At 71.0% G+C, this 14,627-nt stretch carries 18 protein-coding genes; 5 read left to right on the top strand and 13 right to left on the bottom strand.

The annotated features are described in order from the left end of the window. Window positions 1–88: 88 nt before the first annotated feature. Window positions 89–847: a sulfite exporter TauE/SafE family protein gene (locus CEP50_RS13150; protein ID WP_106114246.1), complete on the bottom strand. Its 759-nt coding sequence runs from the start codon at window positions 845–847 to the stop codon at window positions 89–91. Between the two features lie 134 nt (window positions 848–981). Between CEP50_RS13150 and CEP50_RS13145 the strand changes: the two genes are divergently transcribed. Then, on the top strand, window positions 982–1,377 hold the full coding sequence (locus tag CEP50_RS13145; protein ID WP_146134808.1) for a YbaB/EbfC family nucleoid-associated protein: 396 nt from the start codon (window positions 982–984) through the stop codon (window positions 1,375–1,377). 79 nt (window positions 1,378–1,456) lie between these two features. Next, window positions 1,457–1,900 carry a hypothetical protein gene (locus CEP50_RS13140; RefSeq protein WP_106114244.1) on the top strand — a complete coding sequence of 148 codons (444 nt, stop codon included), beginning with the start codon at window positions 1,457–1,459 and terminating at the stop codon, window positions 1,898–1,900. Window positions 1,901–2,032: 132 nt separating this feature from the next. On the opposite strand, the gene rdgB is transcribed toward CEP50_RS13140, so the two are convergent. The 12 genes from rdgB to clpS all read right to left on the bottom strand — a co-directional run bounded on the left by rdgB (window position 2,033) and on the right by clpS (window position 10,317). Continuing rightward, window positions 2,033–2,638: an RdgB/HAM1 family non-canonical purine NTP pyrophosphatase gene (rdgB, locus tag CEP50_RS13135; protein ID WP_106114243.1), complete on the bottom strand. Its 606-nt coding sequence runs from the start codon at window positions 2,636–2,638 to the stop codon at window positions 2,033–2,035. Continuing rightward, window positions 2,635–3,390 carry a ribonuclease PH gene (gene rph / locus CEP50_RS13130; protein WP_106114242.1) on the bottom strand — a complete coding sequence of 252 codons (756 nt, stop codon included), beginning with the start codon at window positions 3,388–3,390 and terminating at the stop codon, window positions 2,635–2,637. Before rph ends, rdgB begins: the two co-directional genes overlap by 4 nt. A 55-nt stretch (window positions 3,391–3,445) precedes the next feature. Continuing rightward, window positions 3,446–3,937 (bottom strand): Imm1 family immunity protein, encoded by a 492-nt coding sequence (locus CEP50_RS13125; protein ID WP_258175211.1) that lies wholly within the window; start codon window positions 3,935–3,937, stop codon window positions 3,446–3,448. Window positions 3,938–3,981: 44 nt separating this feature from the next. After that, window positions 3,982–4,752, bottom strand: a complete 771-nt coding sequence (locus CEP50_RS13120; RefSeq protein ID WP_106114241.1) for an MBL fold metallo-hydrolase — start codon at window positions 4,750–4,752, stop codon at window positions 3,982–3,984. Continuing rightward, window positions 4,749–5,570 (bottom strand): glutamate racemase, encoded by an 822-nt coding sequence (gene murI / locus CEP50_RS13115; protein ID WP_106114240.1) that lies wholly within the window; start codon window positions 5,568–5,570, stop codon window positions 4,749–4,751. Before murI ends, CEP50_RS13120 begins: the two co-directional genes overlap by 4 nt. Next, entirely contained in the window at window positions 5,567–6,205 is a 639-nt protein-coding gene (locus CEP50_RS13110; protein WP_106114239.1) for a rhomboid family intramembrane serine protease, read from the bottom strand. Before CEP50_RS13110 ends, murI begins: the two co-directional genes overlap by 4 nt. A gap of 134 nt (window positions 6,206–6,339) precedes the next feature. After that, window positions 6,340–7,290, bottom strand: coding sequence for a PLP-dependent cysteine synthase family protein (locus tag CEP50_RS13105; protein ID WP_106114238.1), 951 nt, complete (start codon window positions 7,288–7,290; stop codon window positions 6,340–6,342). Between the two features lie 121 nt (window positions 7,291–7,411). Continuing rightward, on the bottom strand, window positions 7,412–7,690 hold the full coding sequence (locus tag CEP50_RS13100) for a MoaD/ThiS family protein (RefSeq protein ID WP_106114237.1): 279 nt from the start codon (window positions 7,688–7,690) through the stop codon (window positions 7,412–7,414). A gap of 87 nt (window positions 7,691–7,777) precedes the next feature. Then, entirely contained in the window at window positions 7,778–8,242 is a 465-nt protein-coding gene (locus tag CEP50_RS13095) for a Mov34/MPN/PAD-1 family protein (RefSeq protein ID WP_181188375.1), read from the bottom strand. 83 nt (window positions 8,243–8,325) lie between these two features. Further along, window positions 8,326–9,387: a P1 family peptidase gene (locus CEP50_RS13090; RefSeq protein WP_106114236.1), complete on the bottom strand. Its 1,062-nt coding sequence runs from the start codon at window positions 9,385–9,387 to the stop codon at window positions 8,326–8,328. Between the two features lie 56 nt (window positions 9,388–9,443). After that, window positions 9,444–10,007, bottom strand: a complete 564-nt coding sequence (locus CEP50_RS13085; RefSeq protein ID WP_106114235.1) for a DUF2017 domain-containing protein — start codon at window positions 10,005–10,007, stop codon at window positions 9,444–9,446. A 16-nt stretch (window positions 10,008–10,023) separates the two neighbouring features. After that, window positions 10,024–10,317: an ATP-dependent Clp protease adapter ClpS gene (clpS, locus tag CEP50_RS13080; protein WP_019853383.1), complete on the bottom strand. Its 294-nt coding sequence runs from the start codon at window positions 10,315–10,317 to the stop codon at window positions 10,024–10,026. A 71-nt stretch (window positions 10,318–10,388) separates the two neighbouring features. On the opposite strand from clpS, the gene CEP50_RS13075 reads away from it, so the two are divergent. The 3 genes from CEP50_RS13075 to CEP50_RS13065 all read left to right on the top strand — a co-directional run bounded on the left by CEP50_RS13075 (window position 10,389) and on the right by CEP50_RS13065 (window position 14,576). Continuing rightward, window positions 10,389–11,690 (top strand): nicotinate phosphoribosyltransferase, encoded by a 1,302-nt coding sequence (locus CEP50_RS13075; RefSeq protein WP_106114234.1) that lies wholly within the window; start codon window positions 10,389–10,391, stop codon window positions 11,688–11,690. Between the two features lie 81 nt (window positions 11,691–11,771). After that, complete coding sequence (locus CEP50_RS13070; RefSeq protein WP_106114233.1) at window positions 11,772–12,332, top strand: isochorismatase family protein; 561 nt, start codon at window positions 11,772–11,774, stop codon at window positions 12,330–12,332. Window positions 12,333–12,635: 303 nt separating this feature from the next. Beyond that, on the top strand, window positions 12,636–14,576 hold the full coding sequence (locus CEP50_RS13065) for an ATP-dependent DNA helicase (protein ID WP_374957097.1): 1,941 nt from the start codon (window positions 12,636–12,638) through the stop codon (window positions 14,574–14,576). The last annotated feature ends 51 nt before the right edge of the window (window positions 14,577–14,627 follow it).

The following is a 14,627-nucleotide window of genomic DNA, read 5'->3' as shown; positions in this document are numbered from 1 at the left end:
CCGAAGCAGCCCGTCCGGCGGCCTCACGGGATCTCTCCCCCGTCCCCGCCGCTCCGCACGGAAAACGGGCACTCCGCCCGGACGACGACTAGTCCAGCGCCATGTAGAGCGCCACAGCCGCCGCGATCACCACCACCGTCCAGCGCAGGGCCGCGGCGGGAAGACGCCGGGCGAGCCTCCCCCCGAGCATCCCCCCGAGCAAGGTGGTGGGCACCAGCGCCGCGACGGCCGCCCAGTCCACCGGAGCGAGCAACGCGTAGACCACGACGGTGACCAGACTGCCGAGCAGCCCCAGCAGGTTCTTGGCCGCGTTGAGCGTGCTCAGGGCCGCGTTGGCGGTCAGCACCAGGATCACCACGAGGATGATGCTGCGCGCCCCGCCGAAGTACCCCCCGTACACCGAGGCGAGGAAGATCCCGGCGGTGAGCAGCACGCTCCTGTCCGGGCCGTGTTGGTCGGGGTTGCCGATCCACCGGCGGATGCGGTGCTGGAAGGCCATCAACACGGCCGACAGCCCCACGAGCGCGGGAACCACGGCGTCGAACACCGCGCCGGGCAGGCTGAGCAGCAGGGCGCATCCTCCGAGGGAACCGAGCAGGGCCGCCACGGAGATCGGAACCAGTCGACGGCCGTTGGCGCGAAGATCGCCCCGTTGACTGAACACGGCGCCCACGAACCCGGGGAACTGGGCCACCGCGTTGGTGACGTTCGCCGCCAGCGGAGGCAGTCCCGTGCCGAGCAGCGCCGGGAACACCAGCAGTGAGCCGCCTCCGGCGACGGCGTTGACACAGCCGGACACGAACCCGGCGAGCGCGAGCAGTCCCAGTTCCAGCCATTCACCCAGCACGGCGGAAACCTAGCCGTTCCTCCCCGCGCTCCTCAGCACGGGGAGATATTCGGCACTCATGGGCCGCTCGGGTCTCACCGGGCTGTCCGCTCGAACAGCCTCCACCGGGCAGCCCGGCTGCTACTGTCCGCCGCATGCGGAACGAGGGATGGATCCCCAACGAGGAGGACCGGGAAGCGTCCTTGACCGAAGCGACCGACACCATCGCAGAAAACTCCGCTCCGGACATTCTTACCGGGGTGGACGAGGACGGTGTGGTCACGGTTTCGGTGACGACCGAAGCGGAGGTCGTTTCGGTCGAACTCGCGCGAGCGTGGCGGGACACCGTCACGGCTTCCGAACTGGGGCACAGGGTGCTCTCCGCTACCAACGCGGCCACCACACGGGCGCTGGCCGAACAGATCGAAGCCGCGGGCGGGCAGGAACCGACAAAGGGCACCGACTCCCGGACGACCGACGGAGCGCGGATCTCTCCGACTCGACCACTCGCGACGGTGATCGCTCGAACTGGGAGGTCGACTCGTGAATGACGGTGGGCCATTTCCCTACCTGCGGTTCATCCGGGTCCCACCGGCGTTGGAGAGTCAGATTCGTGGCACATCGCTGCGAATGGGTCTCGTGTCGGTGCTGACGGCAGTGGCGTTCGCGGGGGTGTTGCTCGTCCTGTCGGCGGAACTGACCTTCGTCGTCTACAGCGGAGGCGCCTGCGTGCTGGGACTGCTCGTGTCCGGTGTGGGTCTGGCCTGCGGCAGGAGCTGCGTGTCCACGGAACACGTCAACCTCACCCTGGCACGTCAGATCCGCAACCTGACAGTGGCGTTCACGGTGTTCACGATCGTTTTCGCCGTGCTCACCGGGTTCGGTATCGCGATGGCGACGACGGCGACAGAGGAACCGCTCCCCCTGCTGACGGTGGCGGGTACGGTCACGATGGTTGCGGCACTCATGAGCGTGACCAACGCCGCCGTGGGACTTCGGCTCTTCCCGCCGTCCCGCAAGCTCCTCGCCGAGTACGGATCCTCGGGACAGCCTGTCGGCCCGCCCGGTCGATAAGGAACGCACGGAGCGGAACCACACCCGGTTGGTCGGCGGACACGAACACATCGGGCAGGCCGCGCCCGAGACCACCGCGGATCACCTGTCATCGCACCGAGGTTCGTGGCACCACCGGCCACGAACCGAGTGTTACGAGACCAACTGACGCAGGTGCGGCAGCAGCTCGCGCAGCGCGCGTCCCCGGTGCGAGTCCGCGTCCTTCTCCGCCGAGGACAACTCGGCCGAGGTGCGGCTCTCCCCCTCGGGCACGAAGATCGGATCATAGCCGAAACCGTTGGTTCCACGGGGTTCGCGCACGATGCGACCCGGCCAGGTACCGCGCACCACGGTCTCCGAGCCATCCGGGGTGACCAGGGCGGCCGCGGCCACGAAGGCCGCGCCGCGCCGCTCGTCGGGCACGTCCCGCAGCTGCCCCAGCACCAGCTCCAGATTGGCCCGGTCGTCGCCGTGTCCGCCCGCCCAGCGGGCCGACAGCACCCCGGGCATCCCGTTGAGCGCGTCCACGCTCAGCCCCGAGTCGTCGGCCACGGCGGGCAGTCCGGTGGCCCGGACCGCGTCGGTGGCCTTGGCCAGCGCGTTCTCCTCGAAAGTGGCCCCGGTCTCGGGGGCCTCCGGGAACTCCGGCACGTCGTCGAGGCCCACCACCTCGACGTCGCCCACCCCGGCGTCCTCGAGGATGCGGCGCAGCTCGACCAGCTTCTTCGTGTTGCGGGTGGCCAACAACAACCTGCTCATGCGGCACTCCCCGGCAGCTGTCCCGGGTACGGCTCGGCCAGCGCCTCGGCCTGCAACTCGCACAACCGGGTGGAACCGGCCAGCGCCACGTCCAGCATCCGGTCCAGCGTGGAACGCGGGAAGGTCGCCCCCTCGCCGGTGCCCTGCACCTCCACGAAGGTTCCGTGATCGGTGGCCACCACGTTCATGTCCACCTCGGCCCGGGAGTCCTCCTCGTAGGGCAGGTCCAGCCGCACCCGACCGTCGACGACCCCCACGCTGACGGCCGAGACCGCGCAGGACAGCGGTTTCGGGTCAGACAGCCGTTTGGCGGCCCGCAACCAGGTGACCGCGTCGGCCAGCGCCACGTAGGCCCCGGTGATCGCGGCCGTGCGCGTCCCCCCGTCGGCCTGGATCACGTCGCAGTCCAGCGTGACGGTGTTCTCCCCCAGCGCGCTCATGTCGATGCAGCTGCGCAGCGAACGCCCGATCAACCTGCTGATCTCGTGTGTGCGTCCCCCGATCTTTCCCTGGACCGACTCGCGCACCCCACGCGTGTTCGTCGCGGAAGGCAGCATCGCGTACTCGGCCGTCACCCAGCCCAGACCGGAGCCGGCGCGCCAGCGCGGCACTCCCTCCTGCACACTGGCCGCACACAGCACCCGCGTGCGGCCGAACTCCACCAGTACCGACCCGGCGGGCCAGTCCTGGTATCCACGGGTGATGCGCACGTCCCTGAGTTCGTCGTCGCTCCTGCCGTCAGCTCTAGCCACGCGCCCCACCCTAGAACGTGGCCCGGTCACGCCGGACACCGGCGGAGGGTCCGGTTCACTCCTCCACCGCCACCCATTCGAGCGAGGAGGGGCGTCGTCCCGTGGTCAGGAACTCCCGCAGCGCCTCGGTCAGCGCCTCCGGTCGTAGCCCGCTTCCGGCGGGAAAGGCCACGTCCGACTCGGAGACGGCCGGGGACTCGGGCTCCCCGACGGGTACGGCCAGGTCGTGCTCCACGTCGATGTAACTCAGATAACCGTAGCCCTCGCGGACGAGCACGCACACGTCGTGGTCGAGCATCTCGCTGCCCTCCTCGACGGGCTCCCTCCGTTCGTGCCACACCGTGGCCGCTCCCGCAACGGGCTCGGCCAGCCGGGAGACCAGCCCGTCCACCTCCTCCGGCTCGGTCAGGGTCAGACCGTCACCGTCGTTCGGGTCGTCCGGAGAGTCGATCGGCCACACCGCCGTGATCGTCATCATGCCCCCACCAGGATCCCTCGGATCGTCACTGTCCTCGCGCCGCCCGCGCCGGGAGGACAAGTGTCCCACCCGGCGAGCTCCGCCTGCGCGGCCACGGGTGTCGCGGCGCGGGCTCACACCCGGTACGTCTCGCCCGCCGCCACCACGTCGACCGGCACAGAGGTGTGCTCCCGGGCCTCGGCGTGGATCGCCTCCCCGTCCGACCAGGGTTGCAGGTGGGTCAGCAGCAACCGCCCCACCGCACCCTTCTCGGCCACCTCGGCGGCCTGCCTGCCGGACAGGTGCAGCCCGTCCGGGTGTTCCGGGGAGTCCGGCCAGGATGCCTCGGCCAACAGCACGTCCGCGCCGTCGACCAGCTCGTCGAGCTTCCCGCAGGGGCCGGTGTCGGCGGTGTAGGCCAGCACCCTGCCCTCGGCGGCCACCCGGAATCCCCAGCTGGGGCAGACGTGCTCCAGCGGGAACGCCGTGATCTCGAACGGCCCGACCCGTACGGGGACCTCCGGAACCGGCCGGAAGTCGAACACGTCCGAGAGGTCGGTGGTGGCGCGCTCGGCCGCGTTCGGGGCGTACAGGGCGGCCAGCCGGTCCGGGGCCTCCGGGGGAGCGAACACGGGCAGCCGTCGCTCACGCGGATCGTACGGAGGGGCGGGATGATAGCGGCGCAGCACGGTCAGCGCGCCGAAGTCCGCACAGTGGTCGGGGTGCAGGTGGGACAGCAGCAGCGCCTCCGGCCGGAAGGGGTCGACGAACCGCTGCAGCGTCCCCAGCGTGCCGTTGCCCAGGTCCAGCAGCACACCGGTGTCACCGGACTCCACCAGGTACCCCGAGGCGGGAGTGGTGGGGCCCGGGATGCTGCCGGAACAACCGAGGATCGTCAGCTTCACACGGCCGAGCGTGACACGTCCGCCGGCAACGCAACATCGGATGTGACGGACGGCCCGAGAAAACGCCGGGCGAGGCGGGCGAAGGGCTCGGCCGATCCGGTGGCCCGGAACTCGTGTCTCGGCGGCTCGGCGGCGTCCGGCTCGGCCAGCAGGTCCCGCTCGGTGAGCACGCGCACCACGTCCTTGGCGGTCTCCTCCGCGCTGGAGACCAGCGTCACCTGCTCGCCCATGACGATCTGCAGCACTCCGCTCAGCAGCGGGTAGTGGGTGCAGCCCAGCACCAGGGTGTCGACGTCGGCGCGCTGCAACGGCTCCAGGTACGCCTGCACCAGACCGAGGATCTGGCGGCCCGAGGTGGTTCCGCGCTCCACGAAGTCCACGAACCGCGGACAGGCCACGGTGTGCGGCCGCACTCCCGGCACCGCGGCGAGGGCGTCCTCGTAGGCACGGGAGCGCACGGTGGCACTCGTGCCGATCACCCCCACGTTCCCGTTGCGGGTGGTGGCGGCGGCGCGGCGGGCGGCGGGCAGCACCACCTCCACCACGGGGATGTCGTAGCGCTCCCGCGCGTCCCGCAGGCAGGCCGCCGAGGCGGTGTTGCAGGCGACGACCAGCATCTTCACCCCCTCCTCCACGAGGGAGTCGGCCACCGCGAGGGCATGCCGCCGCACCTGGTCGATCGGCAGCGGACCGTAGGGACCGTGGGCGGTGTCGCCCACGTAGCGCACCCGTTCGGCGGGTAGTTGGTCCATGATCGCGCGGGCCACGGTCAGACCCCCCACGCCGGAGTCGAAGATCCCGATCGGTGCTTGGGTCACGTTCCCAGTCTGCCGGGTGGGTTGCCGGGACGCTCCACACCGGCGGTGTGTCGACGGTCACCACGGGCCACCAGCCAGGCGGCCAGCACCCCTCCGAGCACCCCGAACAGGTGCGCCTGCCAGGAGATCCCCTGCTGGCCGGGAAGCACTCCCCAGAGCATGCCGCCCCAGTAGAAGAACAGCACCACCGCCACCAGGATCTGCCCCGGGCTGCCGGTGAAGAAGCCGCGCACCAGCAGGAACATCAGCCACCCGAAGGCGATGCCGGAGGCGCCCAGGTGCGTGGTGGTCTCCCCGCCGAACAGCCAGGTTCCGAGCCCACCGACCAACCAGATCACCGCGGTGACCGCCACGAACTGGCGCGTCCCTCCGGCCATGCACAACCAGCCCAGCACCAGCAGCGGCAGCGTGTTGCCGATCAGGTGCCCCCAGCCGGCGTGCAACAGCGGGGCCCAGAGGATGCCGTCCAGCCCGTCCACGTCACGGGGTTGGATGCCGTTGGCGTCCAGTCCGTCCACCCGCGGCGTGGGCGGGCCCACCTGGAAGAACAGCTGGTCGACCAGCTCCAGCAGGTACAGCAGGGCCACGAAGGAGCACACCACCAGGGCCGCCCTGCCGGGGCGCGGCGGAATCACCCGGGGTTTCCGTCGCGGAGCGGGATGCGCGGAGGCCGAACTCACACCGCCGAGCCTACGCCGGGCGGCGAAACGGCGACCAGATCGGGAAACACCGGAGCGCGGTCGATCACGTCACGGTTCACGGTCGGAGGTCAGGCCCAGAGCTGGCCGTCCAGCCGCTGTGCGGCCTCGTCCAGCGTGCCGCCGTAGGCCCCGGTGGACAGGTACTTCCATCCCGCGTCGGCCACCAGGAACACGATCTCGGCCGACTCCCCGGCGGCCACGGCCCGCTCGCCCACCGTCAGCGCGGCGTGCAGCACCGCCCCGGTGGAGATACCGGCGAAGATGCCCTCCTGCTCCAGCAGCTGACGGGTGCGCCGCAGGGCGTCGTAGGACCCCACGGAGAACCGCCTGCTGAGCACGTCGGGGTCGTAGAGCTCGGGAACGAAGCCCTCGTCGAGGTTGCGCAGCCCGTAGACGAGCTCGCCGTAGCGGGGTTCGGCGGCGACGACCTGGGTGTCGGGGTTGTGCTCGCGCAGCCGACGCCCCACCCCCACCAGTGTTCCCGTGGTGCCGAGCCCGGCGACGAAGTGCGTCACCCCGGGCAGGTCACGCAGGATCTCCGGGCCGGTCCCCCGGTAGTGCGCGTCGATGTTGGCCGAGTTCCCGTACTGGTACAGCATCACCCAGTCCGGGTTCTCCTCGGCGAGCTGTTTGGCCACGGCCACGGCCTGGTTGGAACCGCCCTCGGCCGGGGAGGAGATGATGCGGGCCCCGTAGGCCTGCAGGATCTGCCTGCGTTCCTCGGAGGTGTTCTCCGGCATCACGCACACCAGCCCGTACCCCTTCAGCGAGGCGGCCATGGCCAGGGAGATGCCGGTGTTGCCCGAGGTGGGTTCGAGGATCGTGCACCCCTGGGTGAGGGTGCCCTCCTTCTCCGCCGCCTCGATCATGGCCAGTGCCGGGCGGTCCTTGACCGAGCCGGTCGGGTTGCGGTCCTCCAGTTTCGCCCACAACCGCACGTCGGACGACGGTGACAACCGGGGCAGGCCGACCAACGGCGTGTCCCCGAGGGTGTCCAGCAGCGAGTCGTAGCGGGCCACGTCGATCCCCTCTCCCGCGAGGTACGGGTTCGTGCGAACTCCACCGGGGACGCCCGGGCGGAGCCCCGGTGGTGACCGCCACGGCACCGGCGCCCGCACGGGCGTCCCCGGACGGAACCGTTCAGCGCATACCGCCCGCGACGGCGGGCAGGATGGTCAGGTTGTCCCCGTCGGAGACCGTGGCGTCGAGTCCACCGACGAAACGCACGTCCTCGTCGTTGACGTAGACGTTCACGAAGCGGTGCAGACCGCCGTCCTTGACCAGCCGGTCCTTGAGACCCGAGTGCCTGGAGTCCAGGTCGTTGATGACCTCGGCCACGGTGCTTCCGTCGGCCTCCACCGACTTCTGCCCCCCGGTGTGACTACGCAGAATAGTCGGAATCGAAACACTGACTGCCATGGCGCAACCTCCTGTGAACCACACTGATTTCGCGACATCCACCCGACGACCACGACCGCGCGCCCTTCAGCGCGGTGTGGTGGGAGTTCAGCCTCGGTCGGGGACGTCGTCGCTGCCGGTGTGGGCGAACATGTAGGACTCGACGACCTCCACCGGCTCCTCGGTGACGACGCCGTCGACGATGCGGTAGGAACGCAGCTCGTATTCGTGCGGGTCCCTGGTGGACACGAGCACGTAGTGCGCGTTGGGTTCGGAGGCGTAGGAGACGTCGGTCCGCGAGGGGTACGCCTCCGTGGCGGTGTGGGAGTGGTAGATCACCACCGGCTCCTCGTCGGCGGCGTCCATCGCCCGCCAGACCTGCAGTTGCTCGGTGGAGTCGAAACGGTAGAACGTCGGCGAACGTTCGGCGTTGGTCATCTCGATCACCCGCTCGGGGCGATCTGACCCCTCGGGGCCCGCCACCACACCACACGCTTCGTCCGGGTGGTCCCGTCGAGCATGCGCAACCATCGCATCCACGAGGTCGCGTCGGATCACCAGCACAGCCACCATCCTACGGGGTGAGTCACCGTGGTCCCATCATGTGAACCCGGCGAGCGGTCCTTTCACGGGTCGAAACGTCCCTCGACCGTGATTCATTCCCGTTCGGGATGGTAAAGGCGTCCGTAACAGGGCACCGCCGCCACCGACTCCGCCGCCAGTACCGCGTGCACGACGGAACGGGCGGTGACCTCGGCGGCGGCCGTGCACACCGCGTCCAGTTTCTTCACCCAACCGGCCTCACCCGCCGCCGGCGTTCCGGCGCTCTGCCCGGTGTCCAGGGCGAACACGGTGTCCCCGTCGGTCATGCCGTGGGCGGGGCGCACCGCCCGGGCCACCCCGTCGTGGGCGGCCACGGCGATCCGGCGGCACTCGGGTTTGCCGAACCCCGCGTCGGTGGCCACCACACCGATCGTCGTGTTCAACGGGGAGACGCCGGTGCCGGACCTGTCGGTGCGGACGTCGTGTCCCCGCGCCGCCTCGATCCGTTCCGTCGAGGGTGCGGCCAGGTCGAACTCGCCGGGCAGACCACTGGACAGCGCCCACGGCAGCCCGGTGTCCGGGCAGACCGTGCTTCCGGAGGAGTTCACGGCGGTCAGCGCCGCCACCCTGGTCCCATCGGCGAGCACGACACTGGCGGTCCCCACTCCGCCCTTGAGGGCTCCCGCCACCGCACCGGCACCGGCACCGACGTTGCCCTCCGCCGGTTTCTCCGAGGTCCGCGCCCGGCAGGCGGCGTATCCGAAGGTGGCGTCCGGCCGCCGTCCCCAGTCGCCCATGGGCAGGTCGAACAGCACGGCCGCGGGCACGATCGGCACCACCTCGTGCGGTGTGGTGCCCACCCGCAGCCCGTGCCCCCGCTCGGCCAGCCAGCGCATCACCCCGTCGGCGGCGGAGAGTCCGTAGGCGCTGCCTCCGCCGAGCAGCACCCCGTGGACCCGCTGGACCAGGTGATCCGGGTCGAGCACGTCGGTCTCCCGCGTTCCGGGCCCGGCTCCCCGGACGTCGACCCCCGCCGCCGCGCCCTCGGGAGTGAGCACCACCGTGCTTCCGGTGGCCCAGCGCTCGTCGAGACGGTGGCGGTGGCCCACCGTCACCCCGGGCACGTCGGTGATGGCGTTGCGCGGTCCCGCACCGGGCGGGGGTGAATCGGCCATGACTGCCACCCCATCGGGCTCTCGTGGTCTCCGGGTCCGCCGGTCTCCGGAGCTGTTCAGGAGGTCAGGGCCTGGATCATGCTGTCCTGCACCCAGGTGAGCCACTGGTACACGTAGTAGTGCTCGCGCTGCAGCTCGTCCTGCGGGGGCTCGTCCGGGGACTCCTCGGAGATCCCCAGGGCCGTGCCGAGCGCGAGCCGTACGTCATTGATCGCGGTGAGCCAGCTGTCGGCCTGGTCCTCGGTCAGCGAGACCGTCCCGCCCCGCTCGGGGCAGGTCTCCAGCACCGTGGTCGCCACTCCGCTCTTGTGGTCGATCAGCTCGGGCTCGTGCAGCGAACGCAGCGCCCCCGCGGTGTCGGCCTCCCCGGCCTCCGGCTCGAACGTGTCCCTGTCGGGGTGGATGAAGTCCGGAAGCAGTCTGGCCAGCACACCCTCCTCCGGCGGCGTGCTCGGTCCGGTGCGCATGCCGGTCAGTTCCGCCAGCTCGTCCTGGGGAGCCTGTTGTGCCCGCCCGGCGAGCATGTCCCTGATCTCCCCGACGAGTCCGCGGATCACCGCGGCCTCGTTCGGTTCGAGTTCACTCACCAGCCGGCCGTTGTCGCGTGTCCAATCCTGCACTGGGTTCGCTGTCCGTTCACGAGTCGTGCTGCATGGTCGCCCAGAGGCCCGCGGCGTGCAGTTTCGCCACGTCGCCCTCCACTTTCTCCCTGGAGCCCGAGGAGACCACCGCCCTGCCCTTGTGGTGCACGTCCAGCATGAGCTTGGTGGCGTGCTCCTGGCTGTAACCGAAGATCTTCTGCAACACGTAGGTCACGTACGACATCAGGTTGACCGGGTCGTTCCACACGATGGTCACCCACGGGCGCTCGGACGCGGCGGTCTCCTCCGGTTCGACCTGGGTGTTCTCCACTTCGGCGGGGGTGGTCATGCCTCCATTCTCACACGTCCCCGCCGCCCGTTGGTGTCCACACGTCCCCCTCGGACACGTAATCTCGCCGTATGAGCGATCCAGCCAGTACCGCGCTGCGCACCGACCACTACGAACTGACCATGCTGAGCGGCGCGCTGCGCGACGGCACCGCCGAGCGCGAGTGCGTGTTCGAGGTCTTCACCAGGCGACTGCCGGACGGCCGCCGCTACGGGGTGGTCGGCGGCGTCGAACGGGTCCTGGAGGCCGTGGAGAACTTCCGTTTCGACGAGCCGACGCTGGAGGCCCTGGAACGCGAGCGGGTCTGCGACGAACGCACCCTGGAGTGGCTGCGGAACTTCCGGTTCACCGGTGACGTCGACGGCTACCCGGAGGGGGAGCTGTACTTCCCCGGTTCTCCGGTACTCACCGTGCGGGGAAGTTTCGCCGAGGCGGTGCTGCTGGAGACGGTGGTGCTGTCGATCCTCAACCACGACAGCGCCGTGGCGGCCGCGGCGGCGCGGATGTCCTCGGCCGCCAACGGCAGGCGGATCATCGAGATGGGTTCGCGGCGCACCCACGAGGAGTCGGCGGTGGCCTGCGCCCGCATCGCCTACCTCGCCGGGTTCACCGCCACCTCGAACCTGGAGGCGGGGGCGCGCTACGGGATTCCCACGGCCGGAACCTCGGCGCACTCGTTCACCCTGCTGCACGACAGCGAGCGGGAGGCCTTCGAGGCCCAGGTGGGCACGCTGGGGGCCAACACCACACTGCTGGTGGACACCTACGACATCACCGAGGGGATCCGCACCGCCGTGGACGTGGCGGGCACCGAACTCGGCGCGGTGCGCATCGACTCCGGGGACGTGGGGGTGCTGGCCCGGCAGGCGCGGGAACAGCTCGACGCGCTCGGTGCGACGGGCACGCGGATCGTGGTCTCCGGCGATCTCGACGAGTTCGCCATAGCGGGGCTACGGGCCGAGCCGGTGGACGTGTACGGGGTGGGCACCTCCCTGGTGGTGGGCTCGGGTGCCCCCACGGCGGGGATGGTGTACAAGCTGGCCGAGGTCGACGGCAGGCCGGTGGCCAAGCGCAGCTCGCACAAGGAGTCCCGCGGCGGCAGCAAGGCTGCGCTGCGCAGGCACAAGTCGACGGGCACCGCCCTGGAGGAAGTGGTCTTCCGCAACGGTCCCGGCTGCGAGCCGCCACCGGCGGGACCGCACGACCGGTTCGTGCAGATCCCGCTGATCCGCGACGGTGAACGGGTCGAGGATCTTCCCGGTCTGGAGGACAATCGGCAGCGACTCCGGCACGCGCTGGTGAGCCTGCCCTGGGAGGGGCTCAAGCTCTCCGCCGGCGAACCGGCCGTGCCCACGGTGTTCGAGAACCGCTGAGGACGAGCCGGTTCGGCGGGACGGGTGACCGGGCGCGGTGGCGGCCGCGAGTCGACGAGGTCCCACGGGAGGTGTGTGGCGATGGCCGAGGCCCTGATCGTCGTGGACGTGCAGAACGACTTCTGTGAAGGCGGTGCGCTGGCCGTGGAGGGCGGGGCGGAGATCGCCTCGCAGATCTCGCGGTATCTCGCCTCCACCGACTACGACCACGTGGTGGCCACGCGGGACTATCACATCGATCCCGGTGAGCACTTCTCCGAGCACCCGGACTTCGTGACCTCCTGGCCGGTGCACTGCGTGGCCGGCAGCGCCGGGGCGGCCTTCCACCCCGAACTGGACGTGGCACCGATCCAGGCGGTGTTCTCCAAGGGCCAGTACAGCCACGGCTACTCGGGTTTCGAGGGCAACGGACTGGCCGAGTGGCTGTCGGCCGGGAACGTGCGTTCGGTGGACGTGGTGGGACTGGCCACCGACCACTGTGTGCGGGCCACGGCGTTGGACGCGGCGGCGGCCGGTTTCGACACCCGGGTTCTGCTGGATCTCACGGCGGGGGTGGCGAGCACGACGGTGGAACGTGCGCTGGAGGAGCTGCGCACCGCCGGGGTGAGCCTGTCCGGGCAACCCGTGGTCCGGTCGGGGTGAGTCCACCGGGGCGATCTCCGCCCCGGGAGGACGCCGCCCCGGCGGGCGGGGGCTGCGGTAACGTCGGCGGACGTGTCGGCTTCCGCTCCCCACTGGTCCACTCCCGACGTGTTCGAACCCGACGGTTCCGAGTCGCTGCCCCCGGAACTGGCCGCCGAGACCAAGCGGGAACCACGGGCGGATCCCGTGGCGACCGGAACGGCCGAGCGTGCGCGGCAGGACGTGGAACCGGCGGATCTGGCCACCCTGTTGGCGGTGGCCGTGCGGGCCGTGGGGGGAGCGGAACGCGACGGACAGCGGGCGATGGCCGAGGCGGTCGGCAACGCCATCGAGACCGGCGAGCACCTCGCCGTGCAGGCCGGCACCGGCACCGGCAAGTCCCTGGCCTACCTGGTCCCCGCGCTGCGGCACGCGGTGGCCGCCCACACCACCGTGGTCGTCTCCACCGCCACCATCGCCCTGCAACAACAGCTGGTCAACCGTGACCTGCCCCGGTTGGCCACGGCGCTGACCGAGGCTCTGGGCCGGAGGCCGACCTTCGCCATTCTCAAGGGACGGCGCAACTACCTGTGTCTGAACCGGGTGCACGGCAACGCCCCCGAGGAGCCGGAGGAGGCGCTGTTCGACCGCTCTGCCGCCTCCGCCCTGGAGCGCGAGGTGCGGCGGCTGCGCGAGTGGGCCTCGGAGACCGACACCGGCGACCGCGACGAGCTGGCACCCGGGGTGTCGGAACGCGCGTGGCGCCAGCTGTCGGTGAGCGCCAACGAGTGTCTGGGGGCCCACCGCTGCCCGGTGGGGGCGGACTGTTTCGCCGAACGGGCCCGGGGCGAGGCGGGACGGGCGGACGTCGTGGTCACCAACCACGCGTTGCTGGCCATCGACGCGTTGGACGACCGACCGGTGCTGCCGGAACACGACGTGGTGGTGATCGACGAGGCCCACGACCTGGTGGACCGGGTGACCTCGGCCGCCGGTGGGGAGCTGTCCGCCTCGGCGGTGAAGCAGGCGGCCCGGCGGTGCGGTCGTGCCGTGGACGAGGACGTGGCAGACCGGTTGAACGAGGCCGGGGAGGGCCTGGAGTTCGTGCTCGGCGAGTCCCCGGTGGGCAAGGTGGACGAACTCTCCGCCGAACTCTCCGCGGCCCTGGCCGGGGTGCGCGACGCGGCCGCGGCCTGCGTGACCGCGCTGGGCCCGGAACACCGGGAGGACGCGGAGACGGGCAGCGTCCGCAAACTCGCACTGGCCCCCACCCAGGAGGTCCACGACACGGCGGTACGGCTGCTCGACGCCTTCGACGAGCCGGAGGGCGAGCGGCGCGACGTGGTCTGGATCGGAGCGGACGGCGGGCGGGCGCCTTCGTTGAAGGTGGCCCCGCTGGGGGTGGGGGGACTGCTGCGTCAGCGGTTGTTCGAGCAGCGCACCACCGTGTTGACCTCGGCGACGCTGGCCCTGGGGGGCTCCTTCGACACGTTGGCCGCTCAGTGGGGGCTTCCGCCGCAGCGTTCGGCGGATCCGGCTCCCGACACCGCCACCGGCGCGGAGCCGCCCTCCGAGGGTGCCGCGCCGAGCTGGGTGGGGGTCGACGTGGGGTCCCCGTTCGACTACCCGCGCAGCGGCATCCTCTACGTGGCACGTCATCTGCCCCCGCCGGGGCGGGACGGGCTTCCGGAGTCCTATCTGGACGAGCTGGCCGAGTTGGTCACGGCCGCGGGCGGCCGCACCCTAGGACTGTTCTCCTCGATGCGCGCGGCCCGGCAGGCCTGCGACGAACTGCGGCAGCGCCTGTCCACCCCGGTGTTGTGCCAGGGTGAGGACAGCACCTCACAGTTGGTCGAGTCCTTCGCCGGCGATCCGCGCACCAGCCTGTTCGGCACCCTGTCGCTGTGGCAGGGGGTCGACGTGCCCGGGGAGTCACTACAACTGGTGGTGATGGACCGCATCCCGTTCCCCCGCCCGGACGATCCGTTGGCTTCGGCCCGACAGCGGGCGATCTCGGCGCACGGCGGCAACGGCTTCATCACCGTGGCCGGCACCCACGCCGCCCTGCTGCTGGCCCAGGGGGCGGGGCGGCTGCTGCGGTCCTCCGCCGACCGGGGGGTGGTGGCCGTGCTCGACCCGCGGCTGGCCACCGCGCGCTACGCCGGTTTCCTGCGGGCTTCGCTGCCCCCCTTCTGGAACACCTACGATCCCCAGGTGGTGCGCGGGGCGCTGCGCCGCCTGGACGCGGCGGCCTCCGAGCGTTGAGACCGCCCGAGCCACTGTGGCACGCGACGACCGCTCCCACGGGTTCCCGAG

Source organism: Actinopolyspora mortivallis, assembly GCF_003001495.1.
Lineage (GTDB): Bacteria > Actinomycetota > Actinomycetes > Mycobacteriales > Pseudonocardiaceae > Actinopolyspora > Actinopolyspora mortivallis_A.
Note: the sequence above shows the minus strand (reverse complement) of the source record. Positions and strands in the feature narration are given on the sequence as shown.